Below are 16023 nucleotides of genomic sequence, written 5' to 3'. Positions count from 1 at the left end.
ATTGGCGACTAGTCGCCTTCGGTCATGTCCATCATGGCAAACTTAGATGGTGGGACACCAAAATAGACTTTGAAACGTTGAGAGAAATAGGACGGATCGTTGAAACCACAAGCAAAAGCCACTTCAGAGACTTTTTCGCCTTGCAGAAGCATCTCGCAAGCTTTCTCCATGCGGACATCGGTCAGATAGTCTGTAAAGGTTCGCTCAAATTGAGATTTGAAGCGCCTTTGGAAGCTTCTCTCGGAGATGAACAACGCTTTGGCTGCTGAGGCGGTGCTAAATTCAGCATCATGATACTGCTCGGCCACCAGCTGAGTAACTTGCCGTTTCCATTGTTCATGCTTATCCGGCTTAACTTCATGCATCTCTTTTTCAGTCACTAGGCTCATCAATGGTCTTTCGGTTTCCAAAGACGACTTAGTTGAATGTGAAGACAAGTTAGCGGGCAACTGCTGAATCGATAGCATCCAACGCAGGGTTAGGCGGTTTGTGTTTCCACGCTCAACCGGCTGAAGCTCACCACCAGAGCGATGAATATGGGATGGCAGGCTCGAAGGGCTAAAATCGAGCTGACTTTCTTTCACATCGAATGCCCCAGTAGCGCTTTGCGAGTTAAAGTTCGGCAACGGCAATCCATTGTCCTCAAACGTCACATTCAACTTACTACCATCATCATCCACGGTAATGTTGATCACTTGTCCACGCACCATTCTACGCAGTGCATTGGCAACAATTGAGTTGAAGATGATGTCTAGATTGCAGGTATCCAACACCACGTTGTCACTGCTTGCCAGCATCTTTAATTCTACTTTGATCCCGTAACTATCGAGCTCTTTTCGCCACGCATCGACGGTAAAATTGAGCACACTCGATACTGAACATACCAACGGATAGGAGCTTTGCTCATCAAAGATGGCTTTGACATTATCTAAACCATCAAAATTACTAGCAGACGTTGAATTTAAGCTAGATAAGGATTCAAGTTTAAAGTTGGCACTGTGCTGTGCTGCTTGTTCTACCAGCTCTTGAATCAGTTGCTGACGAATTTTAAACGCTTTACGCAACTGCTGGTTATTACCGACTAACACACGACTTTGATGTTGTAACTGCTCAGTCTTTAATGCGACCTGTGTTTTAAGGGCGCGGTTCATAAAGCGAATGCGTCGAGAACGCCAATAAATCACCGCCCCGACTAAGACTAGGCTGCTCAGCGCCATTAACAGGTAAAACATCCCCGTCATAAACCATGGGGTGCTGACCTGGTAACTAAACTGAACACTCGACTCAGAACTCGTATTCCCTTTCACAGCTACTTCTATGCTGTGTAGCCCCGGCGATGGTTTATCAATATTAAGTTGAAAACCCTGCATATCTTGCCAGTCACCATCACCGGTTCGATAAACAAGACTGTGTCCTTGCGCTGATGGCCATAAGCTGAATTGAATCGCCACCGAATCCCCATATCCAACATTAGGAATGGCGTCTTGAACGTCCCCAAGGTGGCGAGCAGTGTTACTCACCGACACTTGAGATATTAATACACTAGGTGTCGGTACTGGGTTATCGAGAATGCGTTTCGGATCGAACTCTACAATGCCGTAACGCGAGCCAATCACAATGGAACCACTCTGCTCACTATAAGCGCAGCTACCATTGATGAACTCATTGCTAATCACTCCATATGGAGCACCCAAGTGCCTGACGATCTCTCCTGTTCCTGTATAAGCAGTAAGACCGGCAGAGCTGACCAACCAGAAAATCCCATCGCTTTGAGTTACACACACAGGGCGGGTGCTATCTTGGAACAGTTCTAGTCTTGTAAAGGTCTGTTTCTGATCTTCGTACAAAAAAGCGCCATAGCTGCTGGCGGCCCAAATTCGGTGTTCATCCGCTACTAACTCTGTGACGCTACCAAATGGTGCGCTAGCGCCGATATAACGACTAAGCCCTTCATCTATGATATACAGGCCGTGGTCAGTTCCAACGAGCGCCTTACTATCGCTCAATGCATAAATTTCAGTAACCTTCGCAGGTAAGTGTTCACTTACTATCCAGTCATCACCATAATCATTGACTCGCTCGGTTTCAACATTAAAGCTGAGTAAGCGTAGGCCATCATTGAGCCAAAGCGTATCGCCGCTGCCAAGCGAAATATGCTCCACTTGCGCGGGCATATTATCTATCTTTTGTCTCAAAGCTGTAATTTGATAAGCATCGAGATCAAGGTGCATTAACCCCCTCTTCGTCGCTATCCACAGATGCTGTTCACGCTGTGCCAACGATGAGACCTTACCCCAGTAAATCATCGCGGACTCACCCTCTTCATCGACGACATAGAGTGCGCTACTGGTGATAACCCAGTACCCTCCAAGTGGGTTTTCCATGACTTCGAGTTTAGGTTCAAGGCGATTGAGGTTTTCGTCAATTGACACCGAGATGCGCTCAAACAACTTGCCGTATTCTGAGAAGTAGCGAACACCATTGTTGGTGGCAATCCACATTCCCAAAGTGCCATCAGCGACTAAGGCATAGATCTTGTCGCCAGCTAGACCAAACTCGTCGTGAGGGTTGAACTCAACCTGCTCAAGATCAAGGGTATCTCGCTCAAGCCAGTATAAGCCTTGCTCTGTACCAACCCAAAAATGGCTGGCTGTGCTTTCCAATGATAGGACGTGTTGACCAAGCGGGAAGAAAGTACGCTGCATTGGCTCATCGAGAGGGAAAACCTCGACGCCAGAATGATACCCAATCACCAAGCGATTCGATTCTGGTTCAAGCAACAATGTAGAGACGGCTCCCCGATGGACGTTGCCGACATAATCTAACTCACCATATTGCCATCGATATAAGCCAACATTGGTACCGATGTACCACGCGCCGCGAGTTTCTATCGCAGCCGTAATGTTCACCCCAACTCCACCGTAGAAACGCTCAAACTCATCCATTGAGATAATTTCAAACCTAGATGGATGTTCATTGCCAAGGTAAACCTGATTATCGGTTGAGAACCAGACATATTCCCCACCATGACCCAGTGATTGAATATGCTCAGTTAATTTAGTGGTAAAGACTTGATTGACCTGACCAAGTGGCTGCCGAGAAAACAGTTTATTTGCTTTGGCATACCAAAACTGTCCTCGAAAAAAAGTCACGTCGTTGTTGTCAAACGCCAAGTTATCGAGCTCAATAAATCGGGTACCGTCATAAAAACGGACACGATTGTGTACATCGATAGACCAGAGTCCACCTTCCACACCAGGAAACAATTGCTTAGCCGCTAGAAACTGGCCATTAGCTTGCAGTGACAGCGGATAGAATACTGGCGGCAGTGGTTTACTAACGCTCATTTGTGGAGCGAGCAGCAGCGATAACGCGAATAATAACGGGACACAACTCAGTATCTTACGCACGCGTGAGCACATGCTGGTCGCTTTATGGCCAACAGCAAAAACTAAACAGCGTGATAAGGAAGCAGAGAGTATCAAAAGGAGCCCAGTTAATTTGCATCGATAAATATCGTAAATTTACTGGATTTGTGTGGGTTATGAAAGAAAAAAGGTAACAAGAACCATCTAAATGGCTCATCGATCACAGGCAAAACTCAGTTGAACACATATAAATCTTGTTGTTCATACCGAGTTTTGCTTAGCTGATAGCTACTGTGCTAGACAGCTACTAAAGCTATTTGCCATCGACTTTAGGAATACAAAGTAGCTACCATCTTCAACCGGAATATCACTACCTAGTGGATCAAGTTGTCCAACTTTTGTGCCAGTACCTCGGATCACCGAGTTCACTACGGCTGGTGTGAATTGTGGTTCGGCAAAAACACATTTTACTTGTTGTTCACGTAATGTGGTTTTAATGGAAATTAACGTTTTCGCACCTGGTTTACGTTCTGGGCTGACAGTAAAGTGGCCAAGGTTGTTCATCTTAAAGAATTCTTCATAGTAGCCATAAGCGTCATGGAACACGTAATAGCCTTGGTCTTGTATTGGCTCAAGCTTAACGTGGATCTCTTCAATGGTTCTATCTAAGGTGCGCTCGAAAGCGGCCAGCTTGTCTTGGTACGCAGCTTGATTGTCTGGATCAATCGCTTGAAGCTTGGCTGATATAGCACGCGCAACTTGACGACTTTGCTCTGGACCAAGCCAAACATGAGAGTCAAAACTACCGTGGTCATGACCTTCGTGACCATGCTCATCCCCATCCTCACCAAACTCCCTCAATGACACTCCATCCAGATCTTGTATTTCGAGTGAGTTCGGATTGCCTTCGACAGACTTGGCTAAAAAGCTTTCTAGATCGTGTCCAAACCACACCACGATGTCGCTACTGCGAATTTTCTTTACGTCCGAGGGCTTAAGTGCGTAGTCGTGAGGTGATGCGTTCGCGTTGAGAATCGACGAGGTAGACTGCCCTTCGATGATCAACTCATGGGAGATCATCTCAAAAGGCTTTATACTATTTAGCACTTGCAGTGCTTGTGCTTGAAACGAAAGCAGTGAAGTAAGTGCTACAACTGGAATGTAACGATACATAGGGCTTAAAATCCTTCTGGCTTGCAATAGCTCAGAATGTTACATTATAACAAGACGTAATTGCAAATGAGTTCTATTCATGTCCGAACTGATTACACTCGACCAAGTCTCTGTCGAGTTCAGTAAACGAAAGGTTCTAGATAACATTAGCTTAACCATTAGCCGAGGGGAAATTTTAACCCTCATCGGTCCTAATGGTGCTGGTAAATCAACCTTAGTCAAAGTCATTCTTGGGTTACAGAAGCGCTATAAAGGCACGATTCGCCGCGCTAGCAAGCTCAAAATTGGCTATGTACCGCAAAAACTTAAACTTAACGATTCCTTGCCCCTAAACGTTGAGCGCTTTCTTGCACTTGCAGGAAAATACAGTGTTCAAGAGCGATTAGACGCGCTGAAACTTGTCGGTGCAGAGCAGCTAATCTCGAGTAACATGCATCAATTATCCGGCGGGGAAACCCAACGAATACTCCTAGCACGCGCTCTACTACATCGCCCTGATATTCTGGTACTCGACGAGCCAGCACAAGGGGTGGATGTTCAAGGCCAAATCGATCTGTATGAACTTATCGATACACTTAGACATCGATTCAACTGTGCGGTATTTATGGTATCCCACGACTTGCATCTCGTCATGGCCAAATCAGACAATGTGATTTGTCTTCACCATCATATTTGCTGTCAAGGTACGCCACAAACGGTAAGCCGTCATCCATCTTATGTAGCGTTGTTTGGCAGTGCGACTCAAGAAACACTGGCTTTCTATCAACATCAGCACGTGCATCACCATCATGATTTAGCAGGCGACCCTGTAGAAGGCAGTGCTTCACAATGTTCACACCATAAACATGGGCACTCGCATCATGATTGAGTTTTTGCTTCCATCCATTATCGCGGGCATTGGAATCGCTCTGATTGCTGGCCCACTTGGCTCATTCGTTGTTTGGCGCAGAATGGCCTATTTTGGTGATACGCTCGCCCATGCTTCGTTAATGGGGCTTGCGCTCGGCTTCTTGTTTGATATCAACCTATACCTAGCTCTCGTCATCTGTTGTATGGCATTGGCTGTCATTCTGGTCACGCTACAAAAGCAGCAGCTCGTGGCCACAGACACACTGCTCGGCATCCTGGCGCATAGTGCACTGTCATTAGGTTTGGTTGCCGTCAGTTTCCTCGATAACGTCCGAGTTGACTTAATGAGCTATTTGTTTGGTGATTTGCTCGCCGTCTCTCCAACCGATCTGATTTACATCTATGCTGGTGTGACTCTGATCGGCGCTTTGCTGTTCGTGTTTTGGCGACCACTACTCTCAACGACGGTAAATGAAGACCTAGCGGCTGTAGAAGGCGTGAATGTCGACCTTATGCGTTTGGTCATCATGCTGATGGTCGGTCTGGTCATCGCCATCGGCATGAAGTTTGTCGGCGCGCTGATTATGACGTCATTACTTATCATTCCGGCGGCCACGGCTCGTAAGTTCACGGCTACTCCAGAGCAAATGGCCTTCACAGCCTCAGCGATTGGTATCGTGTCAGTATTCTGCGGACTCAGCCTCTCTTGGTTTTATGACACACCAGCGGGACCATCGGTGGTCATTAGCGCTGCTGGCTTTTTCTTACTGGGCCCAGCTTGTTCCCTCAAGAGACTAAGCCTAAAAACTTCATAAGCACAAACAAAAAGCTCCGATCGTAAGACCGGAGCTTTTTTTAATTTTGTTTTTAACTCTATTTAAAACCTAGAGCTAATGTGAGTCATTACCAACCGGTAATTTCTCTTAGACCTTTACCGATATCAGCAAGGCTCTTAACCGTCTTAACACCTGCAGCTTCAAGCGCAGCGAACTTGTCTTCCGCTGTACCTTTACCGCCAGAGATAATCGCACCAGCGTGACCCATACGCTTACCTGGAGGCGCTGTAACACCTGCAATGTAAGAGACAACTGGCTTAGTGACGTTTTCTTTGATAAACGCCGCCGCTTCTTCTTCCGCTGTACCGCCGATCTCACCGATCATAACGATAGCTTCCGTCTCTGGATCTTGTTCGAACAGCTTCAGGATATCGATGAAGTTTGAACCTGGGATTGGGTCACCACCAATACCGACACACGTCGACTGACCAAAACCTTCGTCTGTTGTCTGCTTAACCGCTTCATACGTAAGCGTACCAGAGCGAGATACGATACCCACTTTACCTTTCTTGTGGATATGACCTGGCATGATACCAATCTTACACTCATCAGGAGTGATAACGCCTGGACAGTTTGGACCAATCATCACAACACCCGCTTCGTCTAGGCGCACTTTCACGTCTAGAAGATCAAGCGTTGGAATGCCTTCTGTGATAGTCACAATAAGTTTGATACCCGCATCAATCGCTTCCAAGATTGCATCTTTACAGAAAGGCGCTGGTACATAGATAACTGACGCTGTTGCACCCGTCACTTCAACAGCTTCGCGTACAGTGTTGAATACCGGTAAACCTAGGTGCGTTTGACCACCTTTACCAGGAGAAACACCACCGACCATTTGTGTGCCGTAAGCGATCGCTTGCTCTGAGTGGAACGTACCTTGACCACCAGTGAAGCCTTGGCAGATAACTTTTGTATCTTTATTAATTAGTACAGACATTATTTGCCCTCCGCTGCAGCAACTACTTTTTCCGCTGCTTCTGTTAGCGAGCTTGCAGCAATGATATTTAGACCACTTTCCGCGAGTTTTTGTGAGCCTAGAGGTGCATTATTACCTTCTAGACGAACCACTACTGGAACTTCAACACCCACTTCTTCAACTGCACCAATGATGCCGTCTGCGATTAGGTCACAACGTACGATTCCGCCGAAGATGTTAACCAGAACCGCTTTCACGTTACTGTCAGATAGGATGATCTTAAACGCTTCTGTCACACGCTCTTTGGTTGCGCCGCCACCTACATCTAGGAAGTTAGCAGGCTGACCTCCGTGTAGGTTTACGATGTCCATAGTACCCATTGCAAGGCCTGCACCGTTAACCATACAGCCGATGTTGCCATCAAGTGCTACGTAGTTAAGCTCCCACTGAGCCGCGTGCGCTTCACGCTCATCTTCTTGCGAAGGATCGTGCATTTCACGGAGTTTAGGCTGACGGTAAAGTGCATTTGAATCGATGTTGATCTTGCCATCAAGACATAGAAGGTTGCCTTCGCCTGTGATAACCAATGGGTTGATCTCTAGCAGTGCAAGGTCGTACTGAGCAAACATATTGCCTAGACCCATAAAGATTTTTACAAACTGCTTGATTTGGTCGCCTTCAAGACCAAGTTTGAACGCAAGCTCACGGCCTTGGTAAGCCTGTGGGCCAACCAGCGGATCGATCGCCGCTTTGTGAATCAGTTCCGGTGTCTCTTCCGCAACTTTTTCAATTTCAACACCGCCTTCTGTTGATGCCATAAACACGATACGACGTGTTGCGCGGTCAACCACTGCACCAAGGTACAGCTCATTAGCGATGTTAGATGCTTCCTCAACTAGGATTTTAGTCACTGGTTGACCATTCGCATCTGTTTGGTAAGTCACTAGATTTTTACCTAGCCACTTCTGAGCAAATTCTTTAACACCGTCTTTGGTGTCGTGAAGTTCCACGCCGCCCGCTTTACCGCGGCCACCAGCGTGAACCTGACATTTAACTACTTTCTTTTCAGTACTGATACGACCAGCAGCTTCGAACGCTTCCTGTGGGGTGTCACATGCGTAGCCTTCTGGTACAGGCAATCCGAATTCTGCAAACAGCTGTTTGGCTTGATATTCATGCAAATTCATTGTGCGATTCCATTTGTTATATCCCTGAGGGATTTTTTATTTCCATATACCGAATGTCGGTACGTCTGTAGGAGTACTCGTTAGAGTCGCCTCTTGTGGGCTTACTAAGGAGCTAGACGTTGAGCTAGTCTAGCTCCATTTATTTTGGACGTCTATACATCCAAAACAAAAAGCAACGCTTGGTTACACATCAAGTAGCAAGCGTGCTGGATCTTCCAGTAGTTCCTTGATAGTTACCAAGAAACCTACTGACTCACGACCATCGATCAAACGGTGGTCATAAGATAGCGCTAGGTACATCATAGGTAGGATTTCTACTTTGCCATCAACCGCCATTGGACGCTCTTGGATTTTATGCATACCCAAAATAGCCGCTTGTGGTGGGTTAATGATTGGCGTAGACATCAATGAACCAAACACACCGCCATTAGTGATGGTGAAATTACCACCCGTCAGCTCTTCAACTGTTAGCTTGCCGTCACGACCTTTGATCGCCAGCTCTTTAATGCCTTTCTCGACGTCAGCAAAACCTAGAGAGTCACAGTCTTTTAGTACTGGTGTCACAAGGCCACGCGGCGTAGATACCGCCATGCTGATATCAAAGTAGTTGTGATAAACGATTTCATCGCCATCGATAGACGCATTCACTTCTGGGTAGCGTTTTAGCGCTTCTGTTACTGCTTTCACATAGAAAGACATGAAACCAAGGCGAATACCATGACGCTCTTCGAACTGGTCTTTGTATTGCTTACGAAGATCCATGATTGGTTTCATGTTCACTTCGTTAAACGTCGTTAGCATCGCTGTGCTGTTCTTCGCTTCAAGTAGACGCTCAGCAACACGCTTACGTAGACGAGTCATTGGCACACGTTTCTGGCTGCGAGCCGATACTGGAGCAACAGGTGCCTGTGCTTCTGCTTGTGGTGCTGCTTTCGCTGCTGCTAGGTGCGCTTCGATGTCTTCACGAGTGATTCGACCGCCAACGCCAGTGCCTTTCACGTCTGATGCCTGAAGGTCGTTCTCAGCCAGCAAACGGCGAACCGCTGGGCTAAGAGCGTCGTTCGACTCTTCCGTTAGCGCTGCTTTATGGCGCTTGTCTGGTGATGCTTCTGTAGATTCCGTGGTGTCCGTAGTCGGTTCACCAGCAACAGCACCTGGCTTAATCTTAGCAATCAACTGCTTAGATAGTACTGTCGCACCTTCTTCTTCGACAATCTCTTCAAGAACGCCGGCCTCTGGCGCCGGGACTTCAAGAACAACTTTATCGGTTTCGATATCAACGATAACTTCATCACGCGCTACCGCTTCGCCTGGTTTCTTGTGCCACGTTGCGACGGTCGCGTCTGCAACTGATTCAGGTAAGTCTGGAACCAGAATTTCAATAGTCATATCTGTTTCTTCCTTTTTTCTTCTAGTTCTTAATCTAGGGTCAACGCGTCAGAAATTAACGCTTTCTGTTGTTTCAAGTGTACCGACATATAACCAACGGCCGGAGATGCAGATGCTGGTCGACCCGCATATTTCAAGTCAGCACCCGCAGGGATAGCTGCGCGGAAATTATGTTGACTTGAATACCAAGCGCCTTGGTTTTGAGGCTCTTCCTGACACCAAACGAAATCTTGAGCATTGGTGTAGGCGGCTATCTTGGTTCTTACATCATCCAGTGGGAATGGGTACAACTGTTCAATACGCACAATAGCTACGTCATCTTGCTCGTTGTTGCGACGCTGTTCGAGCAGGTCGAAATAAACCTTACCTGAACAGAACACAACACGTTTGACGTTTTCTGGCTTGATATCATCAATCTCACCAATCGCCGGCTCAAATGTGCCTTCTGCCAAGTCTTCAATGCTAGACACACACAGTGGATGTCTTAACAGTGATTTAGGTGACATCACAATCAATGGACGACGCATTGGGCGAACTACCTGACGACGAATCATGTGATAAACCTGAGCAGGCGTCGATGGAATCACCACTTGCATATTTTGTTCAGCACAAAGCTGCAGGTAACGCTCTAAGCGCGCTGAAGAGTGCTCTGGGCCTTGACCTTCATAGCCATGTGGCAACAGCATCGTTAGACCACATAGACGGCCCCATTTTTGCTCACCAGAAGAGATGAATTGGTCGATAACAACTTGAGCACCGTTAGCAAAGTCACCGAACTGCGCTTCCCACAAAGTCAAACCACTAGGCTCTGCGGTCGCATAGCCATATTCAAATGCCAGTACCGCTTCTTCTGACAACACCGAATCAAAGACCTGGAATGGACCTTGTTTGTCGTGAAGGTTACAAAGCGGAATATAGGTACTCGCATCTTCTTGGTTGTGCAGTACTGAGTGACGGTGGAAGAAAGTACCACGGCCAGAGTCCTGTCCCGAGATACGGATACGCTTACCGTCATCAAGAAGGGTTGCGTAAGCCAGCGTTTCTGCCATGCCCCAATCGATCATTTTCTCGCCGGTCATCATCGAAGCACGATCGTTGTACAGCTTGTTTACACGACTTTGAAGTTTATGACTGTCTGGGTACTGTCCAAGTTTGTTACCGAGGCCTACAAGACGCTCTGTACCAACCTGGCCACCCCACTCTTCATCCCAATCGCGACCGAGGTATGGAGACCAGTCTACTGAGTGCAATGCCATTGGGCGCCACTCTTTACACACCACTTCACCGCGGTCTAACGCGTCACGATACTCATTGATCATCTGCGTAGCGGTTTCAATATCGCTTTCGTCACGCTCAATCAAGACATCCGCATACAGTTTGCGAGGCGTTGGGTGTTTTTTGATTTTCTGGTACATCAACGGCTGAGTCGCATTGGGCTCATCCGCTTCGTTGTGACCATGACGGCGATAACAGACCAGATCAATCACCACATCTTTACCAAACTCGTTACGGAAATCGAGTGCAATTTGCGTAACAAGCGCGACCGCTTCTGGGTCGTCAGCATTCACGTGGAAAATCGGAGCCTGTACCATCTTAGCGATGTCAGTACAGTACATGGTTGAACGGGTATCGCGTGGGTTAGAGGTAGTAAAACCAACTTGGTTGTTGACCACGATTCGAATCGTACCACCCACTTTAAAGCCGCGCGCCTGAGACATGTTGAAAGTCTCTTGCACAACACCTTGACCCGCAATCGCTGAGTCACCGTGAATGGTAATTGGCAGTACCATGCTACCGTCTTTGTCGCCTAAGCGATCTTGACGAGCACGAACCGAGCCGATAACTACTGGATTTACAATCTCAAGGTGAGATGGGTTAAATGCTAAGGCTAAATGCACATCACCACCCGGAGTTGCAAAGTCAGCAGAGAAACCTTGGTGGTACTTCACATCACCCGTACCCCATGTTTCATCATGCTTACCCGCAAACTCATCGAACAAGTCTTGAGGCTTTTTACCCAAGACGTTGACCAGCATGTTCAAGCGACCACGGTGCGCCATACCAATTACCACCTCGCGCATACCTTGGCTACCGGCATGACGAATCAGTTCTTTGGTCATTGGAATGAGGGCATCACCACCTTCTAGCGAGAAACGTTTCGCACCTGGGAATTTTGCGCCAAGATAACGCTCAAGACCTTCAGCCGCAGTTAGCTCTTCTAGGAAAGTGTGTTTGTGTTCGGAATCGAAAGAGGGTTGGCCAACCACTGACTCTAAACGCTGTTGGATCCAACGTTTTTGAGCGGTGTTTGTCATGTGCATGTATTCTGCACCGATTGAGCCGCAGTAGGTTTTTTGAAGTGCTTTGTGAAGATCGCGAAGCGTCATGCTTTCTTGGCCAATAGCAAAAGAGCCGACATTGAACGTTTCGTCTAAATCATCTTCCGTCAACGAATGGAACGCAGGTTCCAATTCATCAACCGTTGGGCGCTTCCATAAACCTAGAGGGTCTAGATTTGCAGCTTGATGTCCGCGAAAGCGGTACGCATTGATAAGCTGTAGAACTTTTACTTGTTTAGCATCGACCTCGGGGTCACTTACTTGAGCACTTGAATGCTTTGTTTCTTGAGCGAGTCGTCGGAAGTAATCACGGACACGTGAATGCGGCTGTTCAACCACATCAGGCTGCACAGGCAACCCATCAAATACACGTCTCCACTCCTCACTTACCTGTTCGGGATCACTTAGATACAGTTCGTAGAGATCTTCTACGTACGTTGCATTGGCGCCTGCCAAGTGTGAAGACTCGAGCCATGCCTTCATCACACCATTGTGCATATTTTCCCTTAACCAGTAGTTTTCACGTATGCTTCGGTCTACGCCGAGCTATAAGAAGCCGACCCTCCGGGACGTCGAGTCGGCAATTTTTATTTGTTGTTACACCGAACGATTCACAAGCATTGATTTGATGTGACCAATGGCTTTCGTTGGGTTAAGTCCCTTAGGACATACACTGACACAGTTCATGATGCCGTGACAACGGAAAACACTAAACGCATCATCAAGATTTGATAAGCGTTCATCCGTTGCAGTATCTCGACTGTCAATCAGCCAGCGGTACGCAGCGAGAAGACCTGCAGGTCCAATAAACTTGTCTGGATTCCACCAGAAAGATGGACAAGACGTCGTACAACACGCACACATGATGCACTCATACAGTCCATCAAGGTGAGCACGTTCTTCTGGCATTTGCAGATTTTCTCGCGACGGCGGCACATTTCCTTCAGAAATAAGAAATGGTTTAACTTTCGCGTAGTTATCATAAAACTGAGTCATGTCGACAATCAAGTCTCGAACCACCGGAAGTCCCGGTAATGGTCGAATGACAATCTTGCCACCCTCAAGCGCAGATAGCGGTGTGATACAAGCAAGGCCATTTTTGCCGTTCATGTTCAAGCCATCGGAGCCACATACCCCTTCCCGGCAAGAGCGACGGAACGCAATCGTTGGGTCTTGCTCTTTCAATAGTATCAGAGCATCAAGCACCATCATGTCCGACCCTTCGTCCACCTCTAAGGTGTAGTCTTTCATGTATGGTTTGTTATCTGCATCCGGATTGTAACGGTAAAGAGAGAAATTAAGGTTCATAGTAGTGTCCTCCCTTTAGTACGTACGTGCTTTCGGTGGGAAAGCTTCACGGTGAACAGGCATCATGTTGACATCACGCTTCGACATCTGCTCAGTTTCAGGGTTGTAGATTGAGTGGCATAGCCAATTCTCGTCATCACGCTCTGGGTAATCAAAGCGAGCATGAGCGCCGCGACTCTCGGTACGGTAGTTTGCAGCGACTGCAGTCGAGAATGCAGTCTCCATCAAGTTATCAAGCTCTAGACACTCCACACGCTGGGTGTTGAACTCTTTCGACTTGTCTGCAAGATGCGCTTCTTTCAAGCGGTCACGAATCACTTTAAGCTCTTCTAGACCGGTTGCCATCGCATCACCCTCTCGGAATACCGAGAAGCTGTTTTGCATACAAGTTTGCAGATCTTTACGGATTTGAGCTGGGTCTTCACCCGATGCACTGTTCTCCCAGCGCATCGTGCGAGCCAGTGATGCTTCAATGTCTGACTCCGTCGCTGGGCGAGCTTCAGTTTGCGCAGCCAGCGTCTCACCAAGGTGAAGACCAGTTGCACGACCAAACACCACTAGGTCAAGCAGCGAGTTACCACCAAGACGGTTCGCGCCGTGTACAGATACAGAAGCGATTTCACCACAAGCGAATAGACCTTGAACTTCATGATCGTTACCAGACGCGTCTTGTTTAATCGCTTGACCAGACACCTGAGTCGGTACACCACCCATCATGTAGTGACAGGTTGGAATAACTGGGATTGGCTCTTTCACTGGATCAACGTGTGCAAACGTACGAGACAGCTCACAGATACCTGGTAGACGAGACTCAAGGACGTCTTTACCCAGGTGATCCATTTTAAGCTTAATGTGTGGTCCCCAAGGGCCGTCACAGCCACGACCTTCACGAATTTCGATCATCATCGAACGTGCAACCACGTCACGACCAGCAAGGTCTTTTGCGTTTGGTGCGTAACGCTCCATAAATCGCTCGCCATCTTTATTGAGAAGGTAACCACCTTCACCACGACAACCTTCGGTAACGAGTACACCTGCGCCAGCAATACCCGTTGGGTGGAACTGCCACATTTCCATATCTTGCATCGGTACGCCAGCACGCAGCGCCATACCAACACCATCACCCGTGTTGATATGAGCGTTGGTGGTTGAAGCGTAGATACGACCCGCACCACCAGTAGCTAAGATGGTTGCTTTTGATTTGAAGTAGCAAATCTCGCCCGTTTCCATGCAAAGCGCAGTACAACCCATAACCGCGCCATCTTGGTTCTTAACCATATCGAGCGCATACCACTCCGAGAATATGGTTGTTTTGTGCTTGATGTTTTGCTGATAAAGAGTATGCAGCAGTGCGTGGCCTGTACGGTCTGCAGCTGCCGCAGTACGTGCAGCCTGCTCCCCACCAAACTCTTTAGACTGTCCACCAAATGGACGCTGGTAGATAGAACCGTTTTCAAAACGAGAGAAAGGTAGACCCATTTTCTCTAATTCAATGACCGACTTAGGACCATTCTTACACATGTACTCGATAGCGTCTTGGTCACCGATGTAGTCAGAGCCCTTGACCGTGTCATACATGTGCCACTGCCAATCATCTTTATGAGAGTTACCCAACGCAACCGTAATACCACCCTGGGCAGATACGGTGTGGGAACGAGTAGGAAATACTTTTGATAGCAACGCACAAGATAGGCCTTGCTCTGAAATTTGTAGTGCAGCGCGCATGCCTGCACCACCAGCGCCGATTACTACGGCATCAAACTCACGAACTGGAATAGACACTTACGCACCCCACAGAATAAAGAAACCAGAGAAGAAATAACCAAGCAGCACTGCAATAACCGTCAGTTGCAGCGCACCACGTAACATGGTCGGCTTGATATAGTCTGTAAGAACTTGCCATAGACCAATCCAGGCATGGATAAGCAGAGATGCCAATGCCAGCATAGTAAACACCTTAGTGAAGGTGCCACCGAAGAAGTTGGTCCACGATACGTAGGAAATGTCTCCTGCAAACGCGCAGAAGCTCACAAGATAGATAGTGTACAAGGTCATAATAATGGCGCTCGCACGAATCAGAAGATAATCGTGGACACCGTTACGACCGAATGATGAAACGTTGTTTACCATACCAAAACTCCCGCCAATAGCGACAGAACGCCTGTCACGATAAAGGATACCTTGGCACTTTTCGCGCCCGATTCGAGCTCTTCAAAGTAACCTAGATCCATGATTAGATGACGAATACCACCAACAATGTGGTACGCAAGAGCAGTCAAAATGCCCCAAAGAATAAGCTTGACGAAGAAACCGTCGACGATATCGACTGCCTCGGCAAACCCCATAGGGGACGAGAGTGACTTGGCTAGTAACCAAAGGAGAATACCGATCGACACAAACGTGATCACACCTGACACTCGGTGCAAGATGGATGCGATTGCAGTGATCGGAAAGCGAATTGTCTGTAAATCAAGATTAACAGGTCTGGACTTTCTTTCTTTCACGGGCTTGCTCACTCAGCTCCATTGAGCATTTATTGTTATGAATAAATTTTGGTCTGTAAGCCTCAAAAGTTAACATAAACTTAACAGAAATCTCGTGTTACAAGGGAGATAATTGTTGCAACAATGTTAACAAATGAGAATCCAAAACCAC

General features: G+C 47.5%; 12 protein-coding genes. 2 read left to right on the top strand and 10 right to left on the bottom strand.

The features are described from left to right. Positions 1-8 precede the first annotated feature (8 nt). Together PG915_RS04430 and znuA are read right to left on the bottom strand one after the other, a co-directional pair. A complete protein-coding gene (locus tag PG915_RS04430; RefSeq protein ID WP_353498029.1) occupies positions 9-3347 on the bottom strand; it encodes a helix-turn-helix domain-containing protein in 3339 nt (1112 codons plus the stop codon). 309 nt (positions 3348-3656) lie between these two features. Next, positions 3657-4541: a zinc ABC transporter substrate-binding protein ZnuA gene (gene znuA / locus PG915_RS04425; protein WP_353498028.1), complete on the bottom strand. Its 885-nt coding sequence runs from the start codon at positions 4539-4541 to the stop codon at positions 3657-3659. A gap of 79 nt (positions 4542-4620) precedes the next feature. On the opposite strand from znuA, the gene znuC reads away from it, so the two are divergent. Both znuC and znuB read left to right on the top strand, forming a co-directional pair. Further along, positions 4621-5409, top strand: coding sequence for a zinc ABC transporter ATP-binding protein ZnuC (gene znuC, locus PG915_RS04420; RefSeq protein WP_353498027.1), 789 nt, complete (start codon positions 4621-4623; stop codon positions 5407-5409). Continuing rightward, positions 5402-6205, top strand: a complete 804-nt coding sequence (znuB, locus tag PG915_RS04415; RefSeq protein WP_353498026.1) for a zinc ABC transporter permease subunit ZnuB — start codon at positions 5402-5404, stop codon at positions 6203-6205. Before znuC ends, znuB begins: the two co-directional genes overlap by 8 nt. Positions 6206-6293: 88 nt before the next feature. Here the strand turns inward: znuB and sucD are convergent, their stop codons facing one another. From sucD to sdhC, 8 genes are all read right to left on the bottom strand, one after another. Beyond that, positions 6294-7166 (bottom strand): succinate--CoA ligase subunit alpha, encoded by an 873-nt coding sequence (gene sucD, locus PG915_RS04410; RefSeq protein ID WP_042476406.1) that lies wholly within the window; start codon positions 7164-7166, stop codon positions 6294-6296. Further along, a complete protein-coding gene (gene sucC, locus PG915_RS04405; protein ID WP_042476405.1) occupies positions 7166-8332 on the bottom strand; it encodes an ADP-forming succinate--CoA ligase subunit beta in 1167 nt (388 codons plus the stop codon). Before sucC ends, sucD begins: the two co-directional genes overlap by 1 nt. A 183-nt stretch (positions 8333-8515) precedes the next feature. After that, positions 8516-9721, bottom strand: coding sequence for a 2-oxoglutarate dehydrogenase complex dihydrolipoyllysine-residue succinyltransferase (gene odhB, locus PG915_RS04400; RefSeq protein ID WP_353498025.1), 1206 nt, complete (start codon positions 9719-9721; stop codon positions 8516-8518). A 29-nt stretch (positions 9722-9750) separates the two neighbouring features. Further along, a complete protein-coding gene (gene sucA, locus PG915_RS04395; protein ID WP_353498024.1) occupies positions 9751-12558 on the bottom strand; it encodes a 2-oxoglutarate dehydrogenase E1 component in 2808 nt (935 codons plus the stop codon). A gap of 99 nt (positions 12559-12657) precedes the next feature. Continuing rightward, on the bottom strand, positions 12658-13368 hold the full coding sequence (locus PG915_RS04390) for a succinate dehydrogenase iron-sulfur subunit (RefSeq protein ID WP_353498023.1): 711 nt from the start codon (positions 13366-13368) through the stop codon (positions 12658-12660). A gap of 15 nt (positions 13369-13383) precedes the next feature. Further along, positions 13384-15150: a succinate dehydrogenase flavoprotein subunit gene (gene sdhA / locus PG915_RS04385; RefSeq protein ID WP_353498022.1), complete on the bottom strand. Its 1767-nt coding sequence runs from the start codon at positions 15148-15150 to the stop codon at positions 13384-13386. Further along, a complete protein-coding gene (gene sdhD, locus PG915_RS04380; RefSeq protein WP_353498021.1) occupies positions 15151-15498 on the bottom strand; it encodes a succinate dehydrogenase, hydrophobic membrane anchor protein in 348 nt (115 codons plus the stop codon). After that, on the bottom strand, positions 15492-15884 hold the full coding sequence (gene sdhC / locus PG915_RS04375) for a succinate dehydrogenase cytochrome b556 subunit (RefSeq protein WP_112480477.1): 393 nt from the start codon (positions 15882-15884) through the stop codon (positions 15492-15494). Before sdhC ends, sdhD begins: the two co-directional genes overlap by 7 nt. Between the last annotated feature and the right edge of the window lie 139 nt (positions 15885-16023).

Origin of the sequence: Vibrio sp. CB1-14 (genome assembly GCF_040412085.2) — a bacterium.
Lineage (GTDB): Bacteria > Pseudomonadota > Gammaproteobacteria > Enterobacterales > Vibrionaceae > Vibrio > Vibrio chaetopteri.
The sequence above is the reverse complement of the archived record's forward strand: the minus strand, read 5'-3'. Positions and strand labels throughout refer to the sequence as shown.